Origin of the sequence: Oxalobacteraceae sp. CFBP 8761, assembly GCA_014841595.1 — a bacterium.
In the GTDB taxonomy this organism is placed as follows: domain Bacteria; phylum Pseudomonadota; class Gammaproteobacteria; order Burkholderiales; family Burkholderiaceae_D; genus Telluria.
Map to the genome: position 1 here is coordinate 122,628 of JACYUE010000005.1, position 17,834 is coordinate 140,461.

Sequence of the window (17,834 nt, forward strand, 5' to 3'; positions counted from 1 at the left end):
CGCCGGTTTTTTTTATCCCGTCGATCGTGTTTATTTGCGCACGGTCTTTGGCTTGGCCTTGATGGTCGACAGGATCGACGGCTTGACCTTCGACGGCGGCGCCATGAACGGCGTCGTGGCCGGCGTGCGGTCGGTGCGGCCGCGTGGAGCGCCAGCGCCCATTGGACGCTTCTGCGCGCCATCGGCTGGCCGCCCTTTCGGCGCCATGCCCGGGCCGCGGCGCTCTTCGCGCAGCGAACCGCTGGACATCTCGCCGCCCGGGGCCGGGATCAGGTGCCGGTCGCTGTTACCGATCAGGTCGCCACGCCCCATGCGATACAGGCCTTCGCGCAGGATCGGCCAGTTCTCCGGGTCGTAATAACGCAGGAACGCCTTGTGGAGTTTGCGCGTCTTGCCGCTCTTTGCCGTCTCGACGATTTCCGAATCCTCGGTCACCTTGGCCAGCGGGTTGCGGCGCGAGTGGTACATCGTCGTGGCCATCGCCATTGGCGTCGGCGTGAACGTCTGCACCTGGTCGAGCTTGAAGTTGTTTTTCTTCAGCCACAGCGCCAGGTTCAGCATGTCTTCGTCAGTCGAACCCGGGTGGGCCGCGATGAAGTACGGGATCAGGTACTGCTTCTTGCCGGCTTCGAGCGAGTACTTGTCGAACATGCGCTTGAACTCGTCATAGGCGCCGATGCCCGGCTTCATCATCTTCGACAGCGTGCCCGCTTCGGTGTGCTCAGGTGCGATCTTCAAGAGGCCGCCCACGTGGTGGGTGACCAGCTCTTTGACGTACTCGGGCGAGCGCACGGCCAGGTCGTAGCGCAGGCCCGAACCGATCAGGATCTTCTTGATGCCGGGGATCGCGCGCGCTTTGCGGTACAGCGAGATCAGCTTGCTGTGGTCGGTGCCCAGGTTGCTGCAGATGGTCGGGTACACGCACGACAGGCGGCGGCAGCTTTCCTCGATCGTCTTTTCCTTGCACGCCAGGCGGTACATGTTGGCGGTGGGGCCACCGAGGTCGGTGATGGTGCCGGCAAAGTTCTTGGTCGTGTCGCGGATCAGTTCGATTTCGCGCAGGATCGACGGCTCGGAGCGGCTCTGGATGATGCGCCCTTCGTGCTCGGTGATCGAGCAGAAGGTGCAGCCGCCGAAGCAGCCGCGCATGATGTTGACCGAGTAGCGGATCATTTCCCAGGCCGGGATGTGCGCCTTGCCGTAGCTCGGGTGCGGCGCGCGGGCGTAGGCCATGTCGTAGACATTGTCCATCTCGTCCATCGCCAGCGGCAGCGGCGGCGGGTTCAGCCAGACGTCGCGGTCGCCGTGCGCCTGTACAAGCGCACGTGCATTGCCCGGGTTCGATTCGAGGTGGAACACGCGCGAGGTGTGCGCGTACATGACCGGGTCGACGCTGACGGTTTCAAAGCTCGGTAGGCGCACGACGGTCTTGGCCGCTTTTTCGCGGGCCGCGGCCTGGCGCTGCTCGCGCGTCATGATCATGATCGGCTTGACCTCGGGCTCGGGCGCGGCGTTGTCGAGCGCGCAGGCCTTCGGGTCTTCCAGTGCCATCGCGTACGGGTTCGGCTGCTTGTCGATGCGGCCCGGCACGTCCACGCGGGTGGAATTGTGCACGCTCCACTCTTCGTCCGGCAGCCAGCCCAGCGGGACCAGGAAGGCGGTGCCGCGCAAGTCGCGGATCGTCTTGATGCTTTCGCCCGCGGCGATACGGCGCGTCAGGTCGACCAGCGCGCGCTCGGCGTTGCCGAAGATGAGCAGGTCGGCCTTCGATTCGAACAGCACCGAGCGGCGCACTTTATCGGACCAGTAATCGTAGTGGGCGATGCGGCGCAGCGAGGCTTCGATGCTGCCGGCGATCACCGGCACGCCGGGGAATGCTTCACGGGCGCGCTGGCAATACACAGTCACGGCGCGGTCGGGGCGCTTGTTCGGCGCGCCTTCGGGCGTGTAGGCGTCGTCAGAGCGGATCTTGCGGTCGGCCGTGTAGCGGTTGACCATCGAGTCCATATTGCCGGCGGTGACGCCCCAGTACAGATTGGGTTTGCCCAGTGCGCGGAACGGCTCGACCGAGGTCCAGTCGGGCTGGCTGATGATGCCGACCCGGTACCCCTGCGCTTCGAGCAGCCGGCCGACCAGCGCCATGCCGAAGCTCGGGTGGTCGATGTAGGCGTCACCCGTGATCAGGATGATGTCGCACGAATCCCAGCCCAATGCGTCCATTTCGGCGCGGGACATCGGGAGGAAGGGTGCGGTCGGGGCGCGGCTGGAGCGCTTGGCGACCGTCGCAAAGAGATTGGCAGGGGAGTTCATTGCCCGGCATTGTACCGGAAAACCATTTACGGAGCATGGAAGGCCCCGAAAAATGGCTTAAAATCAATGACTTGTGGCTATTAGCCTACTATTTCAGCAGCGCAGGTCAAATGCCCATGTTCGACAGGATCTGACCCAGTTCGCGCAAGCCGTGCTCGACGCGCGGGTGGCGGGCGGCAAAACTGGCTGCCAGCTCCTGCGTGCGCGAGCCCAGGCCATAGGTATTTGCATCGAGCTGCTGCTCGGCGCGGCGTTCGAGGACTTTCTCGATGTCGCCATCGAGCTGGCGCAGCAGCGTTTCCAGTTCGACATCGGTGTCACCGGTTTCCTGCAGTTCGCGGTGCAGGGCTTTCAGGCGTGCCTTCAGGTCGGCATCGTGTTCGGGTTGCATCGTGGTCTCCGTGGATTGGTCGATTTCATTGTAAGGCATGGAGGGCGTAGGAGAGAACACGGCCGTGCGGGGAGCGAAATGAACAGGGGCCCCCGCCTGCGCGGGAGCCCCTGTTGTTCGGCAACGCGCGATGCCGTTAATTACCCGTCAACCCACGACGCTCCAGCAGCGGCTTGATATCCGCATCCTTGCCGCGGAAATTACGGTACATCTGCATCGCGTCCAGCGTGCCGCCACGCGACAGCAGCGTCTTGCGGAAATGGTCGCCGTTCTTGCGCGTCAGGCCGCCATTGGCCTTGAACCACTCGACCGTGTCGGCGTCGAGCTTTTCGGCCCACAGGTAGCCGTAGTAACCGGCCGAGTAACCGCCCGAGAACGTGTGCGAGAAGTACGTGCTGCGATAACGCGGCGGCACCAGGGCGAAGTCAACGCCGGCCTTCTTGAGTGCCTGCGCTTCGAACGCCAGCACATCGGTCGGGATCTGGTTCGGCGCCAGCTGGTGCCAGGCCTGGTCCAGCAGCGCAGCGGCCAGGTACTCGGTGGTGCGGAAGCCTTCGTTGAACTGCGACGATGCCTGCACCTTGTCCAGCAGTGCTTTCGGCATCGGCTCGCCAGTCTGGTAATGCTTGGCGTAGTTGGCCAGCACTTCCGGCCAGGCCATCCACATCTCGTTGACCTGCGACGGGAACTCGACGTAGTCACGCGGCACGCGCGAACCCGAGAAGCGCGGGTACTGCACATCAGAGAACATGCCGTGCAGCGCGTGGCCGAATTCGTGGAACGTGGTACGCACTTCGTCGTAGGTCAAGAGCGTCGGCTCGCCGGCGGCCGGCTTCGGGATGTTCAGGTTGTTGGCAATGACAGGTTTGGTGCCCAGCAGCTTGCTCTGGCCGACCCAGGCGTTGGCCCAGGCGCCGCCACGCTTGTTGGAGCGGGCGTACGGGTCGAACGTGAAGATCGCCAGTTGCTTGCCATCGACGTCGAACACGTCGAACACGCGCACGTCTTCGTTGTAGCCCGGCAGGTCCTTGCGTTCCTTGAACGTGATGCCGAATTCCTTGGTCGCGGCAAAGAACACGCCATCGACCAGCACGCGGTTCAGTTCGAAGTACGGACGCAGCTGGCTGGCGTCGAACGCGTAACGCTCGGCGCGTACCTTGTCGCTGTAGAAGCTCCAGTCATACGCGGCGGCCTTGAAACCACCCTTCTCCGCATCGATCACCTTCTGGATATCGGCCGCTTCCTTCTTCGCGTTGTTCACGGCAGGCGTGGCCAGTTCGGCCAGCAGGCTGTTGACGGCGTCGGTGGTCTTGGCAGTCTGCTCTTCCAGGTTGTAGGCGGCGTGGTTCGGGAAGCCCAGCAGCACGGCGCGTTCGGCGCGCAGCTTGGCGATCTGCAGCACGGTGTTGCGGGTGTCGAATTCACCGCCACGGCTGCCGCGCGCCATCGAGGCGGCCAGCAGTTTTTCGCGCGTGGCGCGGTTGGTCAGCACCGACAGCGATGCCTGCTGCGTGGTGTTCACGACCGGCAGGACGAACTTGCCATCCATGCCGCGCTTCTTGGCTTCGGCGGCGGCGGCGTCGATGGCCTTGTCGCTCATACCCGCCAGTTCGGCGCGCGAATCGACCACCAGTGCCGACGCGTTGGCTTCTTTCAGCGTGTCTTGTGCAAACTTGGTCTGCAGGGCGGCCAGCTGGCTGTTGAAGGCCTTCAGCTTTTCCTTGTCGGCGTCCGACAGCTTGGCGCCGGCGCGCTCGAAGTCATTGTTGTAGCGGTCCAGCAGGTAGGCCGATTCGCTGTCGAGCTTCAGGCTGGCGCGCTTGTCGTACAGCGCCTTGATGCGGGCGTACAGCTTGCCGTTCAGGCGGATCGCATCGCTGTGCTGCGACAGCTTGGGCGCGATATCGCGGCCCAGCGCGATCAGCGTGTCGTTGGTGTAAGAACCCGACAGCGTGCCGAAGGCGGTGCTGACGCGGTTCAGCATGCGGCCCGAGCGCTCCATCGCCACGATGGTGTTCTCGAAGGTTGGCGCAGCCTTGTTGTTGGCGATCTTCTCGATCTCCGCCGCGTGCTGGCGCATCGCTTCGGCGTAGGCCGGGGCGAAATGCTCGTCCTTGATCTTGTCCCAGGCCGGGTAGTTGTATTGCAGGCTGCTCTCTTTGGCGAACGGGTTGCTCGCGTCGAACGGCGCCGCGGCGGTCATGGGTGCGGCAGTCGCCGGCGCAGGCGCGGCCAACGCGACATTGGCAAAGGCAGCGCTGATGGCAGCGGCCAGGATGATATGGGTACGTTTCATGTTCTTGTGCTTTTCACGGTAAGGATAAGGACCTGCTGACAGCCGGCGCAGGCCGGCTGTCCCGGCATCAATTCAGGCCACGGCGTTCCAGCAGCGGCTCGATGACCGGATCGCGGCCACGGAAGGCGCGGTACATCTCGACCGCATCGACAGTGCCGCCCTTCGACAGGACCATATTGCGGAAGCGATCGCCGTTCTTGCGCTGCAGGCCGCCGTTTTCCTTGAACCATTCGCCGGCATCGGCGTCGAGGCGCTCGGCCCACAGGTAGCTGTAATAGCCAGCCGAATAACCACCGCCCATCGCGTGCGAGAAGTACGTGCTGCTGTAGCGCGGCGGGACCGGTGCGAAGTCCAGGCCCGCATCCTTCAGCGCTTGCTGCTCGAACGTCTTCACGTCGGTCGGGATGGCTTTCGAGCCAAGCTGGTGCCAGCGCTGGTCGAGCACCGCAGCAGCCAGGTACTCGGTGGTGCGGTAGCCTTCATTGAACTTCTGCGACGCGCGCAGCTTGTCGAGCAGTTCCTTCGGCATTACGGCGCCGGTCTGGTAATGCTTGGCATAGCTGGCCATCACTTCGGGCCAGGCCATCCACATCTCGTAGACCTGCGATGGCAGCTCGACGTAGTCGCGTGGCACGCTGGTGCCCGAGAAGCGCGGGTACTTGACCTTCGAGAACCAGCCGTGGGTTGCGTGGCCGAATTCATGGAACGTCGTGCGCACTTCGTCCCAGGTCAGCAGGGTCGGCTCGCCTGCGGCCGGCTTGGTCAGGTTCAGGTTGTTGGTGATGACGGGCTTCTTGTCGAGCAGGAAGCTCTGGTCGACCAGCGAACTCATCCATGCGCCGCCGCGCTTGTTCGGGCGCGCATACGGGTCGACCACGAAGATCGCCAGGTGGGCGCCGTTTTCTTCGAACACGTCATACACGCGCACGTCGGCGTCGTAGGTCGGCAGGTCGGTGCGGCGCTTGAAGGTGATGCCCCAGAGTTTGGTCGCAGCGAAAAACGTGCCTTTCTCCAGCACGTTGTCGAATTCGAAGTACGGCTTGAGCTGGTTGGCGTCGAACGCGTACTTGGCGGTGCGCACCTTGTCGCTGTAGATCGCCCAGTCCTGCGCGGCCAGCTTGAAGCCGCCCTTCTCTGCATCGATCACGGCCTGGATCTCGGCCGCTTCTTTCTTTGCGTTGCGCACGGCCGGCGCGGTCAGGTCGCCCAGCAGCTTGTTGACCGACGTGGTGTTCTTCGCGGTCTGGTCTTCGAGCGAGTAGGCGGCGTAGTTTTCATAGCCCAGCAGCTCGGCGCGTTCGGCGCGCAATTTCGCCAGTTGCAGCACGACGTCGCGGTTGTCGAATTCGCCGCCGCGGCTGCCGCGGATCATCGACGTGGTGAGCAGTTTTTCGCGCGTGGCGCGGTTGGTCAGCACGGCCAGCGGCGCTTGCTGCGTGGTGTTGACAACCGGGATGACGAACTTGCCATCCAGGCCGCGCTTTTTCGCTTCGGCGGCGGCCGCATCGATCGCCTTCTCGGGCAGGCCGGCCAGTTCGGCGCGGGTGTCGACGACGAAGGCCGAGGCGTTGACTTCCTTCAGCACGTTCTGGCTGAACTGGGTCTGCAGTGCGGCCAGCTTGCCGTTGTAGTCCTTGAGCTTGACCTTGTCGGCAGCGGACAGGTTGGCACCGGCGCGCACGAAGTCCTTGTAGTAGCGCTCGAGCAGGAATGCCGATTCGGCATCCAGGCCGAGCGTGGCGCGCTTGTCGTGCAGCGTCTTGATGCGGGCAAACAGGGCCGGGTTCAGGCGGATCGCGTCGCTGTGGGCGGCGAATTTCGGCGCCAGGTCCTTGTCCAGTGCCTGCAGCGTGTCGTTGGTGTACGAACCGGTCAGCGTGTAGAACACGGCGCGCACGCGGCCCAGCAGCTGGCCCGAGCGCTCCATCGCCACGATCGTGTTGTCGAACGTCGGCGCCGCCTTGTTGTTGGCGATCTTGGCGATTTCAGCAGCCTGCTCGCGCATGCCTTCGTCAAACGCCGGCGCGAAGTGCTCGTTCTTGATCTTGTCGAAGGCCGGGTAGCCGTACTGCAGGGTGCTCGGCTTGGCGAACGGATTCGAGGCTGGCAGCGCAGCGCTGGCAGACTTGGAAAACGCGAGGGTGGCAAGGGCAACGCCGGCTGCGATCAGCAGCAGTTTTGGACGGTTCATGGTATCTCTTGTGCGATGGGAGAAAAAGGGTAGGTCAATGGCGCAGCGCGCCACCTGCACCGCTCGTGACGGCGCAGGCAGCGTGCAGGCATCAGTCGTTCGACGGCGTCGCGGTCAGGCCGCGGCGTTCCAGCAGTGGGCCAATCACCGGATCGCGGCCACGGAAGTTGCGGAACAGGTCCATCGCTTCTTGCGTGCCGCCACGCGAGAGCAGCGTCTTGCGGAAATGGTCGCCGTTCTTGCGCGTCAGGCCACCGCTTTCGGTGAACCATTTGACCGTCTCGGCGTCCAGGCGCTCGCTCCACAGGTAGGCGTAGTAGCCGGCCGAATAGCCGCCGCCCATCGAGTGCGAGAAGTACGCGCTGCGGTAGCGCGGCGGCACCGGTGCATACGCCACGCCTGCATCGGCCAGCGCCTTCGCTTCGAAGCTCAGCACGTCGGTAGGCACCTGGTTTGGCGTGATCTGGTGCCAGCGCTGGTCGAGCAGCGCCGCCGCCAGGTACGCGGTGGTGGTGTAGCCCTGGCCGAACTTCTTCGACGCGACGACCTTGTCCAGCAAGTCCTTCGGCATCGGCGCGCCGGTCTTGTAATGCTTGGCGTAATTGGCCAGCACTTCAGGCCAGGTCACCCACATTTCGTTGACCTGCGACGGATACTCGACGAAGTCGCGCGGCACGTTCGTGCCCGAGAATTTTGGGTACTTCACGTCCGAGAACATGCCGTGCAGCGCGTGGCCGAATTCGTGGAACGTGGTGACCACTTCGTCGTACGTCAGCAGCGTCGGCTCGCCGGCTGGCGGCTTCGGAATGTTCAGGTGGTTGCCGATGACGGGCTTCTGACCCAGCAGGTGCGACTGGGAGACGTACTCGTTCATCCAGGCGCCGCCCTGCTTGTTGCTGCGTGCGTACGGATCGAAAATGAAGATCGTCAGCAGCTTGCCGTCGACGTCGTACACGTCGAAGGTGCGCACGTCGGGGTCATACGTCGGCAGGTCCTTGCGTTCCTTGAACGTGATGCCGTATTCCTTGGTCGCGGCGAAGAACACGCCATCGACCAGCACGCGGTTCAGTTCAAAATACGGGCGCAGCTGGCTGTCGTCGAAATTGAATTTCTCGGCGCGCACCTTGTCGGCGTACAGCGGCCAGTCCCAGCTTGCCACCTCGAATTTGCCGCCGTCTTTATTGATCGCGGCCTGGATCTCGACGGCTTCCTTCTTCGCGTTGTTGACGGCCGGCTTGGCCAGGTCGCCCAGCAGCTTGTTGACAGCGGCCGGATTGCGCGCGGTTTCCAGCTCTTGCGAGTAGGCCGCGAAGTTCGGGTAACCCAGCAGCACGGCGCGTTCGGCGCGCAGCTTGGCCAGGCGCAGCACCTGCTTGGTCGTGTCGAATTCGCCGCCCTTGGTGCCGCGCTCGAGCGAGGCTTTCATCAGGCGCTCGCGCGTGGCGCGGTGCGTCAGCACCGACAGGCCAGGCTGGATCGACGTGTTGACGATCGGGATCGCGAACTTGCCCTTCTGGCCGCGCTTGGTCGCTTCAGCAGCGGCGGCATTGATCTCGGCATCGGACAGGCCCGCCAGTTCAGCGCGGGTATTCACGATCAGGGCGGCGGCATTCGCGCCCTTGAGCACGCGCTGCTGGAAGTCCGACTGCAGCGAAGCGATCTCGCCGTTGTAGGCCTTCAGCTTGGCCTGGTTGGCCGCCGACAGGTTGGCGCCGGCGCGCACGAATTCCTTGTAGTAGCGCTCGAGCAGGTGCGTCGATTCGGCATCCAGGCCGAGCGAAGCACGTTTGTCGTGCAGCGCCTTGACGCGCGCGAACAGCTTCGCGTTCAGGTGGATTGCATCGGTGTGCGCCGCCAGCTTGGGCGACATCTCGCGATCGACTGCGTCGAGCGTGTCGTTGGTGTTGGCGCCGTGCAGATTGCCGAAGGTCGCGTTTACGCGTGCCAGCAACTGGCCGGATTTTTCCAGCGCCACGATCGTGTTGTCGAACGTCGGCGCCGCCTTGTCGTTGGCGATCGCCTCGACTTCGCGCAGTTCTTCGCGCATGCCGGCAGCGAACGCAGGCAGGTAGTGCGCATCCTTGATCTTGTCGAACGCCGGGTATTGCAGCGGCAGGCTGCTGGGCTTGGCGAACGGGTTGGATGCGTCGAGGGCGGGTGCGGCAGGCGCTGCGATGGCGGAACACGCCAGCGCGACGCCGGCTGCCACGATGAGCAGTTGAGGACGGATCATGAGGTCTTTCGCTAACACTGAGGAAGGGCGCTGTCGCCAGTGGCTCGACAGCAGTGCGCTGAAGATCATAGCAGGCTTGCATGGCGCTTGTAACAATTAAAAAGTACCGCAATGTATCAATCCGCGGGTGCTGTATTGACGAAGATTCGTGGCGACCGTGCTAGGATCGGGGCCCCTTTGCCGCCCCCTTTCCATGACCCTTTCTTCCTCTTCCTTCGACGCCATCGTGGTCGGCACCGGCCCGGGCGGGGCCAGCGTCGCGCGTGAACTGGCGCGCGCCGGCAGCCGGGTCCTGCTGCTCGAACAGGGCGGCGCGGCGCCCCTCGCCGGCACGGTCACGCAGATGGCATCGATGGCGGCCGTGCCCGGGCGCGGCGCCTTCATCCACCGCGATGCATCGCTGCTGGTAGCCGGCACGACGCTGGGCGGCAGCTCGGCCGTCAACTTCGCCACTGCGGCCGCGCCGCCGGCGGCCTACTTCGCCGCATTCGGTATCGACCTGGCCCCGAGCCTGGCCGAACTGCGCGCGGAATTGCCGCTCGCGCCCCTGCCCGATGCGCTGGTCGGCCCGATGGCCACGCGCATCATGACGGCGGCGCATGCGGCCGGCATTGACTGGAAAAAACTCGACAAGATGATCCGGCCGGCGCTGTGCCGCAGCGGTTGCTGGCGCTGCACCTACGGCTGCCCGTTCGGCGCCAAGTGGAGTGCCCGTGATTTCGTCGAACAGGCGGTCGGATTTGGCGCCGTGCTGCAAGCGGCCAGCCGCGTCACGCGCGTGCTGCTGGAGGGCGGCCGGGCGAGCGGTGTCGAGGTGCGGCATGGTGGCCAGCTGCAGACGATCCACGCGCCGCTGGTGATCCTCAGTGGCGGCGGGATCGGCAGTCCGCGCATCCTGCATGCATCAGGGCTGGGGCCGCGCGATGCGCCGTTCTTCAGCGATCCGGTGGTGGCCGTGATGGGCAGCGTGACCGACATCGATGGCGGCGCCGAAGTCCCGATGGCGGCCGGCTGGCACGACCCGGAGGCCGGCATCGCGCTGGCCGACCTGACCTTGCCGCGCCCGATGTACCAGGCCTTTGCAACGCAGGTCGGGCGCGTGGACCGCTTGTTCGCACACCGGCGCACCCTGAGCATCATGGTCAAGATTCGTGACGACATCAGCGGGCGCGTCGGACCGCGCTGGGCCGACAAGCGCCTGAGCGCTGGCGACCGCGCGCGCCTGCAAAAGGGCGAACAGATGGCGCGCACGATCCTGCAGGCAGCCGGTGCGCGGCACGTGTTCAAGAGCTGGCATTTCGCGGCGCACCCGGGCGGCAGCGTGCGGATCGGCGCCGGGGTCGACGCCGATCTGCGCACGCGTGCGCTGGGCTTATATGTGTGCGATGCGTCGGTGATCCCGCAGCCATGGGGCTTGCCGCCGACACTCACCCTGCTGTGCCTGGGCAAGCGCCTGGGGCAGCACCTGGCGCGAGTCGGATGACTCAATAGTGCGGGGGACGTTCGTTGAGTGGCGCCTGGCCGGCGTCGCGCAGGGAGCGCAGGTGGTCGGCCAGCTTGCCGACCATTGCCTCGAGCTCATCGATACGGCGTTCCTGGCGGTAGATGGTCTTGTTCAGCTCATCGAGCAGGTCTTCCTGCTGCGAGAGCTTGATTTCAAGATTGACGAAACGTTCTTCCTGGTCCACGGCGCACTCCGGTAAAGCCGGCATTATGCCAGCATGACCGGGTGCGCCGCGCGCCTGGCAGGTCAGGCGTAAGGAATGAAGTCCAGGCCCTTGCCGACCGTCTCGATGACGAGCGCCTGGTTTTCCGGGCTTTCGCTGAACTCGATCACCAGCTGTTCCCGGCCAAGGCGACCGATTTCCGCCGTCCAGTACAGCAGACCGCCGGCATCGGGCTCGCGATTGAGCACGTTGTCGTACAGCTTGTAGATGAATTCTTCGTTGCTTGGCGCGGCGCCATACAGCGTGTCGAATTCGGGCGCTTCCATGAAGCCGGCAGCGATCGTGGTCAGCAGCGTGCCGTTATCGAGGTGCTTGGTCCAGAAGCCCAGGCCACCTTCGTCCGACTCGCGGCCCATGATGGCCTGGTAGAGGCGGAAGATCTTGGCCGAATTGTCGTCGATCGCCTTCCAGCCATCGTTGAACTGGATGCGCTCGACGTTGAACAGGCCGTCGACTTCGCCATTGGCGCCCGTCACCGAGTAGCCCCAGGTTTCCTTCTTGACGGCGAAGTCGGCGCGTGCGCCGCCAAACACCACGGTATCGATGCCGACGCCCGCGTCCACGGCAGTGCTGCCCGCATTCATGACGATGGTGTCCGCGTTCGCGGTGCCGGCCTGGTAGCCTGGGTGCGAGATCGATACGGCAGCCGTGACCTGGCCGGCACGCGCATTGCCGGCCAGGTCCAGCGACGTCACGATCACGTTGTAGTTACCGTTTGGCAGCGGTTGCGACGTCAGCGACCATGCGCCATTCGCGCCGACCACGGCGGTGCCGATCTTGGTGAAGTCGCCGTCGCGGTACAGTTCGATCGTGGTGCCGGCTTCGCCGTTGCCGCTGAAGACCGGCTTGTTGCCGCCTGCTGCCATGGCAATATTCACGGTCGGGATCGTCGGCGGGGTGGCGTCGATGTGGAACGTGACGCCGCTGCTGCCCGTCGAGACGTTGCCGGCCGCATCGGTGGCGGTGGCATACGCGCGGTAGTTCAGGCCATCGGCCAGCGCCACGGTCGAACGGGCGCTCCACAGGCCATTCGCGTCCGCCGTGGCGGTGGCAATGACCTTCTCGTTGAGATAGACCTTAACCGTCGCATTCGCTTCCGCCGTGCCATTCATGCCCGGCTGGCTGCCACGCGCATACAGGTAGCCATTCTGCGTCACGGCCATCACTGGCGGCGGTGGCGCCACAGTATCGGTCGCCACGTTGGCGCGCTCGACACGCATGTCGGCAAACTGCAGCCATTCGACATTGCGCAGCGTATCGGTGCCATCGGCCCCCGTCACCGCCAGCGCGCCATCGGCCAGTGTGGAAAATGCATACCCACCGCGGTTGCCATTGAAAATTACCGTGTCCGTGCCTTCGCCGCCGTCAATCATGTCGTTCCCTCCGTTGCCCTGCAATGTGTCGTTGAATTGGGTGCCGGTCAGGACATCGTCCTTGTAGCTCCCCGTCAGATAGCGTGCGCCCGTCGTGCTGTTGATGCCGAGCTCGCCGCGCAGGCCATCGCCGCCATACAGCCAGTTCAGTGCCGCGATGTCGTAGGGCTGGTAAGTGCTGTGCCAACCGCCGGCGCTGGTGTACGACATGATCGTATTGCTCGTGTTGTCTTCGCTGTCGGGCAGCACGGCCAGGCTGTCATCACCGGGTTCCGGGAACGGGTGCTTCAGGCCAAGGGCATGGCCCAGTTCGTGCAGCAGGGTCTCGTAACCCTGGCCGCCGACCGTCAGGTCCTGGGTCATCGCGCGCCACTCGGTGTTGTCCAGGTAGACGTAGGCATTGGCGTTGTACGCGGTCAGCGTGGTCTCGGTGCCGCTACGCTGCGACAACCAGCTGTTCAGGCCCGTCGTGTAGGCGCCATCCAGGTTCAGATTGGCCAGATGAAACTGGGCGCTCGCGCCGGACATCGTTTCCTGAAACTGGATCCCCGTCACTTGCTGCAGATAATTGAACGCCGTCCGTGCATTGGCTTGCTGGGAGACGCTGAACGTTTCCTGGCCCGTCCGGCCGCTTTCATTGCCCGATGTGGTCGAGAACGTATAGAACAGCACGTTGGCGTTGTTATTGCTGAGGAAGTTCCAGTCGGGTCCCTTGTCCAGCAAGGCGTCGATATGGTTCAGTCCGGTAAGCGGGGTGACGGTAATGTCGGAAGGAGTTGCCATGAATCAGTCAATAATCGTTGCAGCAAGGTAAATGCCGTGGGAATTTAGATATCAAAATCTCGTTATTCCGGCAAGTATTTCTTGCTCGACACTTGAAGTCAAATAGCATTTCAATCGTGCGCACGACTTGCCGATCCATCAAGGCTTGCGCACAACGGTTTACTCCGGAACCGGCCTCGGCGTTGCCAACAAGGCTTTCAAACTTGCCAATCTTGCCTTTGGACTCAGGATTTCCGATTCCATCGGCGCGGCCTCGCCAACGTCCAGCGCCATTTCCTTGATGAAGCGCGACGGGTCGCAATTGACCAGCTCACCGGCGCGTTTGCGCCGCTTGCACCAGCTCACGTGCAGCGTGCGCTGGGCGCGCGTGATGCCCACGTACATCAGGCGCCGCTCTTCCTGGATACGCGCCGAGATCGTTTCGATGGAGGCATCCGGGTCGCCCTTGTGCGGCAGGATGCCCTCTTCCACGCCGACCAGGTACACGTGCGGATACTCCAGCCCTTTCGACGCGTGCAGCGTCGACATGCGCACGGCATCCTGCTCCTCGTCCTGGCCTTCGAGCATCGACATCAGCGCCACCATCTGCGTCAGTTCGAGCAGGTTCTTTTCTTCGCCATCGCGGTCGCGTCCGCCGCGGCCGCGGTCTTTGAGCCAGTTGGTAAATTCGAGCACGTTCTGCCATTTGGCCTGGGCTGCGCGGTCGTCGAAACCCTCGTACAGGTAATGCTCGTAATTCATTTCCTTCATCATGTCGTCGAGCACCTCGGCCGCATGGTCGCCGGCGCCCAGCGGGCCGGGCCGCGTCGCGCGGTCTTCCAGCTCGCTGATGAAATGGCAAAAGTTGCGCACCGACCCCAGTTGCCGTTCGGCCAGCTTGGCTTCGATGCCGCCCTTGCGCGCCGCCTCGAACAGCGAGCAATTCCACTGCTTCGAGAATTCGCCCAGCACTTCCAGCGTGGCCATGCCGACACCGCGCTTGGGCGTCGTGATGGCGCGGATGAAGGCCGGGTCGTCGTCCTGGTTGGCGATCAGGCGCAGGTAGGCAATGATGTCCTTGATCTCGGCCTTGTCGAAGAAACTCTGGCCACCCGACATCGTGTACGGGATGCGCTCCTTGCGCAGCGCCTGCTCCATCACGCGCGCCTGGTGGTTGCCGCGGTACAGGATGGCGAAATCGGACCAGTTGTTCTTGCGCTGAAAGTGCTCGGACGAAATCAGCATCGCGATCTGGTCGGCTTCCTGGTCGTCGTTCTGCATGCCCATCACCTTGATCGGCTCGCCCAGGCCGTGCTCGGACCAGAGCGACTTCTCGAAGATTTTCGGGTTGTTGCCGATCACGGCATTGGCTGCCTGCAGGATGCGGGTCGTGGAGCGGTAGTTCTGCTCGAGCTTGATCACGCGCAGGTCGGGGAAATCGACCTGCAGCGTTTTCAGGTTCTCGACCGAGGCGCCGCGCCAGGCATAGATCGCCTGGTCATCGTCGCCCACGGCGGTAAACATCGGCTTCTTGCCCAGGCCCGTCACCAGGAGCTTGACCAGCTCGTACTGGCAGGTATTCGTGTCCTGGTATTCGTCCATCAACAGGTAGCGCAGGCGGCGCTGCCAGCGGTCGCGGATCGGCTCGTTGTTGCGGAACAGTTCCACCGGCAGGCGGATCAGGTCGTCGAAGTCGACCGCCTGATAGGCCTGCAGCGTGGCCACATAGCTGCGGTACACGCGCCCGGCCTGGGCCTCGTCTTCATCGCGCGCGGCCTTGATCGCGTCTTCCGGGTCGACCAGGCCGTTCTTCCACAGCGAAATCGTGTTCTGGATGCGGCGGATTTCCTGTTTGTCGGTACTCAGCGCCAGGTCGGACACGATCGTGTAGCAGTCGTCGCTGTCCATGATCGAAAACTTGTCTTTCAGCCCCACGCCAGCCGCTTCCTGGCGCAGGATGCGCACCCCAAGCGAGTGGAAGGTCGACACGGTCAGTTGCTTGGCCTGCTTCGGCTGCTTGAGCAGCTTGGCGATACGCTCCTGCATCTCGAGCGCCGCCTTGTTGGTAAAGGTCAGGGCGGCAATCGTGCGTGGATCGTAGCCGCAGTGCTCGATCATGTAGGCGATCTTCTGCGTGATCACGCGCGTCTTGCCGGACCCGGCGCCAGCGAGCACCAGGCAAGGGCCGTCCAGATACAGCGCGGCTTCGCTCTGCGGCCCGTTGAGGCCGAACTTTGGTGCGTTTGACATGGGGAAGTTTTCGGTGGAACAGAGAGCGATTGTAACAATCTGGCGGGCGCAGCGGGCGATGGCGCGTTGCAGGCCAGGCCGGATTGCAACAAGCCGCAGTCCGGCTTTGCTGCCCGGCATCCTCCTGCGAGTCAGCCGGGGATCGGGTACCATGCGACCTTTGCCAGCGAGACGCCAAACGCGACGCTGCAGCCCCATTTTTCTGGAAATCTGCCACATGAAATTCGAACATCTCGTCGAAATCAACGATCCGATGAACCCGCTGCTCGACACGCTCACCCGCGAGCAGTTGTGGCACGGCCTGGTGCTGCGCGCCGAGCAGCCAAAACTGTTCATTCCGCACCTGGACGCCTGCGACATTCTCGAGCGCGACGCCGGCGTCATGCGTCGCCGCCTGACCTTCGGTCCGCTGGTAATCGAAGACAAGGTCACCCTGACCCCGCTGCAGGAAGTGCATTACGACGTGCCGGCCCAGGGCGACATCGCCGCCTCGACGCTGCGCATGGTGATCGAGGCGCCCACCAGCGCCATGCTGCTGGTGCGCTTCTGCTACGACGACGGCATGGGCGAACACGTCGACCAGGCCAATGCGATGTACGACGAATTCAAGAAGTCGGCGTACGAAGAAGCCGACATCGACACCGTGCGTGTCCTGCGCCAGCTGGCCGGCCAGGGCAAGCTGGCCACCACGCTGCTCAACTGATCCGGCGGTCCGGCGATTCGGCGGCGCGGTCTACAGACCCGGCTGGGAGTCGGCTGCGAGGGTGCTGCTCTCGCCCTGCGCCAGGTTGGTGGCCAGGTCGCGCAGTGCAGTGCGTACGCCTTCTTCGATGACCGGATGGTAGAACGGCATCTCCAGCATCTGGTCGACCGTCATGCGCATCTGGCATGCCCATGACAGCAGGTGGGCCAGGTGTTCGGCACGCGGCGCGATCATCTCGGCGCCCAGGAACAGGCGCGAGCCGTACTCGGCATACACCCGCAGCATCCCCTTGTTCTGCAACATAACGCGGCTGCGGCCCTGGTTCTCGAACGACACGCTGCCCACGGCGAACTTGGGTTGGCCGCTCGCGCACAGGGCCCGGTAACTCTTGCCCAGCGTGGCAATATTCGGCTCGGTGAACGCCACCGCGATCGGCGTGCGGCGCAGGCCCGGGCGCACGTCGGGGTAACGGCCCGCATTGTCGCCGGCGATCTTGCCGTGATCGGCCGCGTCGTGCAGCAGCGGGCGCTCATTGTTGGCGTCGCCCGCGATGAAAATCGGGCTGGTGCCGCACTGCATGGTGCGCACGTCGAAGGTCGGGATGCCGTCGGCGCCCCGCTCCAGGCCGGTCAGCTCGAGGCCCAAGTCATGCACGTTCGGCGTGCGCCCGGCCGCCATCAGCACGTACTGGAAGCGTTCGGTGCTTTCCTTGCCCAGCGCGTCGCGCACGCGCAGGACGACCTCGTCGCCCTCCTGCACCGCACCCATGATTTCGCTCTGGAACGCGATGTCGACTTCCTCGCCCAGCACGCGCGCAGCGCAGCGCAGTACTTCGGGGTCGCTGATGTTGGCGATGGAGCCGCCGCGCGCGTAGAAACGCACACGCACGCCGAGGCGGCTCAGCGCCTGACCCAGTTCGAGGCCGATCACGCCGGTGCCGATCACGGCCACCGAAGCGGGCAGGTCGTTCCAGTAGAACACGTCGTCGCTGGTGACGATGCCAGGACCGACGTTCTCGAGCTGCGGCAGGCGCAGCGGCGTCGAACCGGTGGCGATGACGACGCGCCCGGCGTGGATCTCGGTATGGTCGTCGACTTGCAGCGTGCACGGGCCGGTAAACCGCGCGTGGCCTTGCAGGCGGTCCTGGACGGGGATGGCTTCCACGGCCTCGAGCACGAAACCGACGAAACGGTCGCGTTCGCGCTGGACGCGCGCCATGACGGCCGGGCCATCGATCCGCACCTCGCCGGCATGCACGCCGAACGGACCGGACGTGTGCAGCGCATGCGCCGCCTCTGCCGCGGCAATCAGGAGCTTGCTTGGCATGCAGCCGACCCGGGCGCAGGTGGTGCCGTAATGCGCACCCTCGATGACTACGGTGCGCGCGCCCTGCGCCCTGGCGGCACGATAGGCCGTCATGCCGGCGGTGCCCGTGCCGATGACGGCAACATCCACGTTCAGTTGTTTCATGGTGCTCTTTCGCTGTTGACAGGCAAAACCATACGCTATTTCACGCCACTGGGGGCAGCACGAACCGATTCAGGATGCCATTGAGCACCAGGGTTTTTCACATCCATGCCGAGTGTATGTCGATAAAT

At 64.2% G+C, this 17,834-nt stretch carries 11 protein-coding genes; 2 read left to right on the forward strand and 9 right to left on the reverse strand.

Annotated features, from left to right (window positions below; all coding sequences use genetic code 11):
* Positions 1–30 precede the first annotated feature (30 nt).
* The 5 genes from IFU00_21665 to IFU00_21685 all read right to left on the reverse strand — a co-directional run bounded on the left by IFU00_21665 (position 31) and on the right by IFU00_21685 (position 9,421).
* The gene (locus IFU00_21665) at positions 31–2,310 is read right to left on the reverse strand and encodes a YgiQ family radical SAM protein (protein MBD8544888.1); all 2,280 of its coding nucleotides are present in this window, start codon (positions 2,308–2,310) and stop codon (positions 31–33) included.
* Between the two features lie 106 nt (positions 2,311–2,416).
* Positions 2,417–2,701 carry a DUF4404 family protein gene (locus IFU00_21670; GenBank protein MBD8544889.1) on the reverse strand — a complete coding sequence of 95 codons (285 nt, stop codon included), beginning with the start codon at positions 2,699–2,701 and terminating at the stop codon, positions 2,417–2,419.
* 136 nt (positions 2,702–2,837) lie between these two features.
* Positions 2,838–4,997, reverse strand: a complete 2,160-nt coding sequence (locus IFU00_21675) for a M3 family metallopeptidase (GenBank protein MBD8544890.1) — start codon at positions 4,995–4,997, stop codon at positions 2,838–2,840.
* A gap of 67 nt (positions 4,998–5,064) precedes the next feature.
* On the reverse strand, positions 5,065–7,188 hold the full coding sequence (locus tag IFU00_21680) for a M3 family metallopeptidase (GenBank protein ID MBD8544891.1): 2,124 nt from the start codon (positions 7,186–7,188) through the stop codon (positions 5,065–5,067).
* A gap of 91 nt (positions 7,189–7,279) precedes the next feature.
* Positions 7,280–9,421 carry a M3 family metallopeptidase gene (locus tag IFU00_21685; protein MBD8544892.1) on the reverse strand — a complete coding sequence of 714 codons (2,142 nt, stop codon included), beginning with the start codon at positions 9,419–9,421 and terminating at the stop codon, positions 7,280–7,282.
* A 193-nt stretch (positions 9,422–9,614) separates the two neighbouring features.
* Here IFU00_21685 and IFU00_21690 point away from each other — a divergent pair, with 193 nt between their 5' ends.
* A complete protein-coding gene (locus tag IFU00_21690) occupies positions 9,615–10,904 on the forward strand; it encodes a GMC family oxidoreductase (GenBank protein ID MBD8544893.1) in 1,290 nt (429 codons plus the stop codon).
* 1 nt (position 10,905) lies between these two features.
* Here the strand turns inward: IFU00_21690 and IFU00_21695 are convergent, their stop codons facing one another.
* From IFU00_21695 to IFU00_21705, 3 genes are all read right to left on the reverse strand, one after another.
* Positions 10,906–11,109 (reverse strand): SlyX family protein, encoded by a 204-nt coding sequence (locus IFU00_21695; protein ID MBD8544894.1) that lies wholly within the window; start codon positions 11,107–11,109, stop codon positions 10,906–10,908.
* 62 nt (positions 11,110–11,171) lie between these two features.
* A complete protein-coding gene (locus IFU00_21700) occupies positions 11,172–13,304 on the reverse strand; it encodes a DUF4214 domain-containing protein (protein MBD8544895.1) in 2,133 nt (710 codons plus the stop codon).
* Positions 13,305–13,463: 159 nt separating this feature from the next.
* On the reverse strand, positions 13,464–15,533 hold the full coding sequence (locus IFU00_21705) for a UvrD-helicase domain-containing protein (GenBank protein ID MBD8544896.1): 2,070 nt from the start codon (positions 15,531–15,533) through the stop codon (positions 13,464–13,466).
* A gap of 217 nt (positions 15,534–15,750) precedes the next feature.
* On the opposite strand from IFU00_21705, the gene IFU00_21710 reads away from it, so the two are divergent.
* On the forward strand, positions 15,751–16,236 hold the full coding sequence (locus IFU00_21710) for a DUF1857 family protein (GenBank protein ID MBD8544897.1): 486 nt from the start codon (positions 15,751–15,753) through the stop codon (positions 16,234–16,236).
* A gap of 30 nt (positions 16,237–16,266) precedes the next feature.
* Here IFU00_21710 and IFU00_21715 read toward each other — a convergent pair whose 3' ends face one another.
* Entirely contained in the window at positions 16,267–17,706 is a 1,440-nt protein-coding gene (locus IFU00_21715) for a dihydrolipoyl dehydrogenase (protein ID MBD8544898.1), read from the reverse strand.
* Positions 17,707–17,834: the final 128 nt, after the last annotated feature.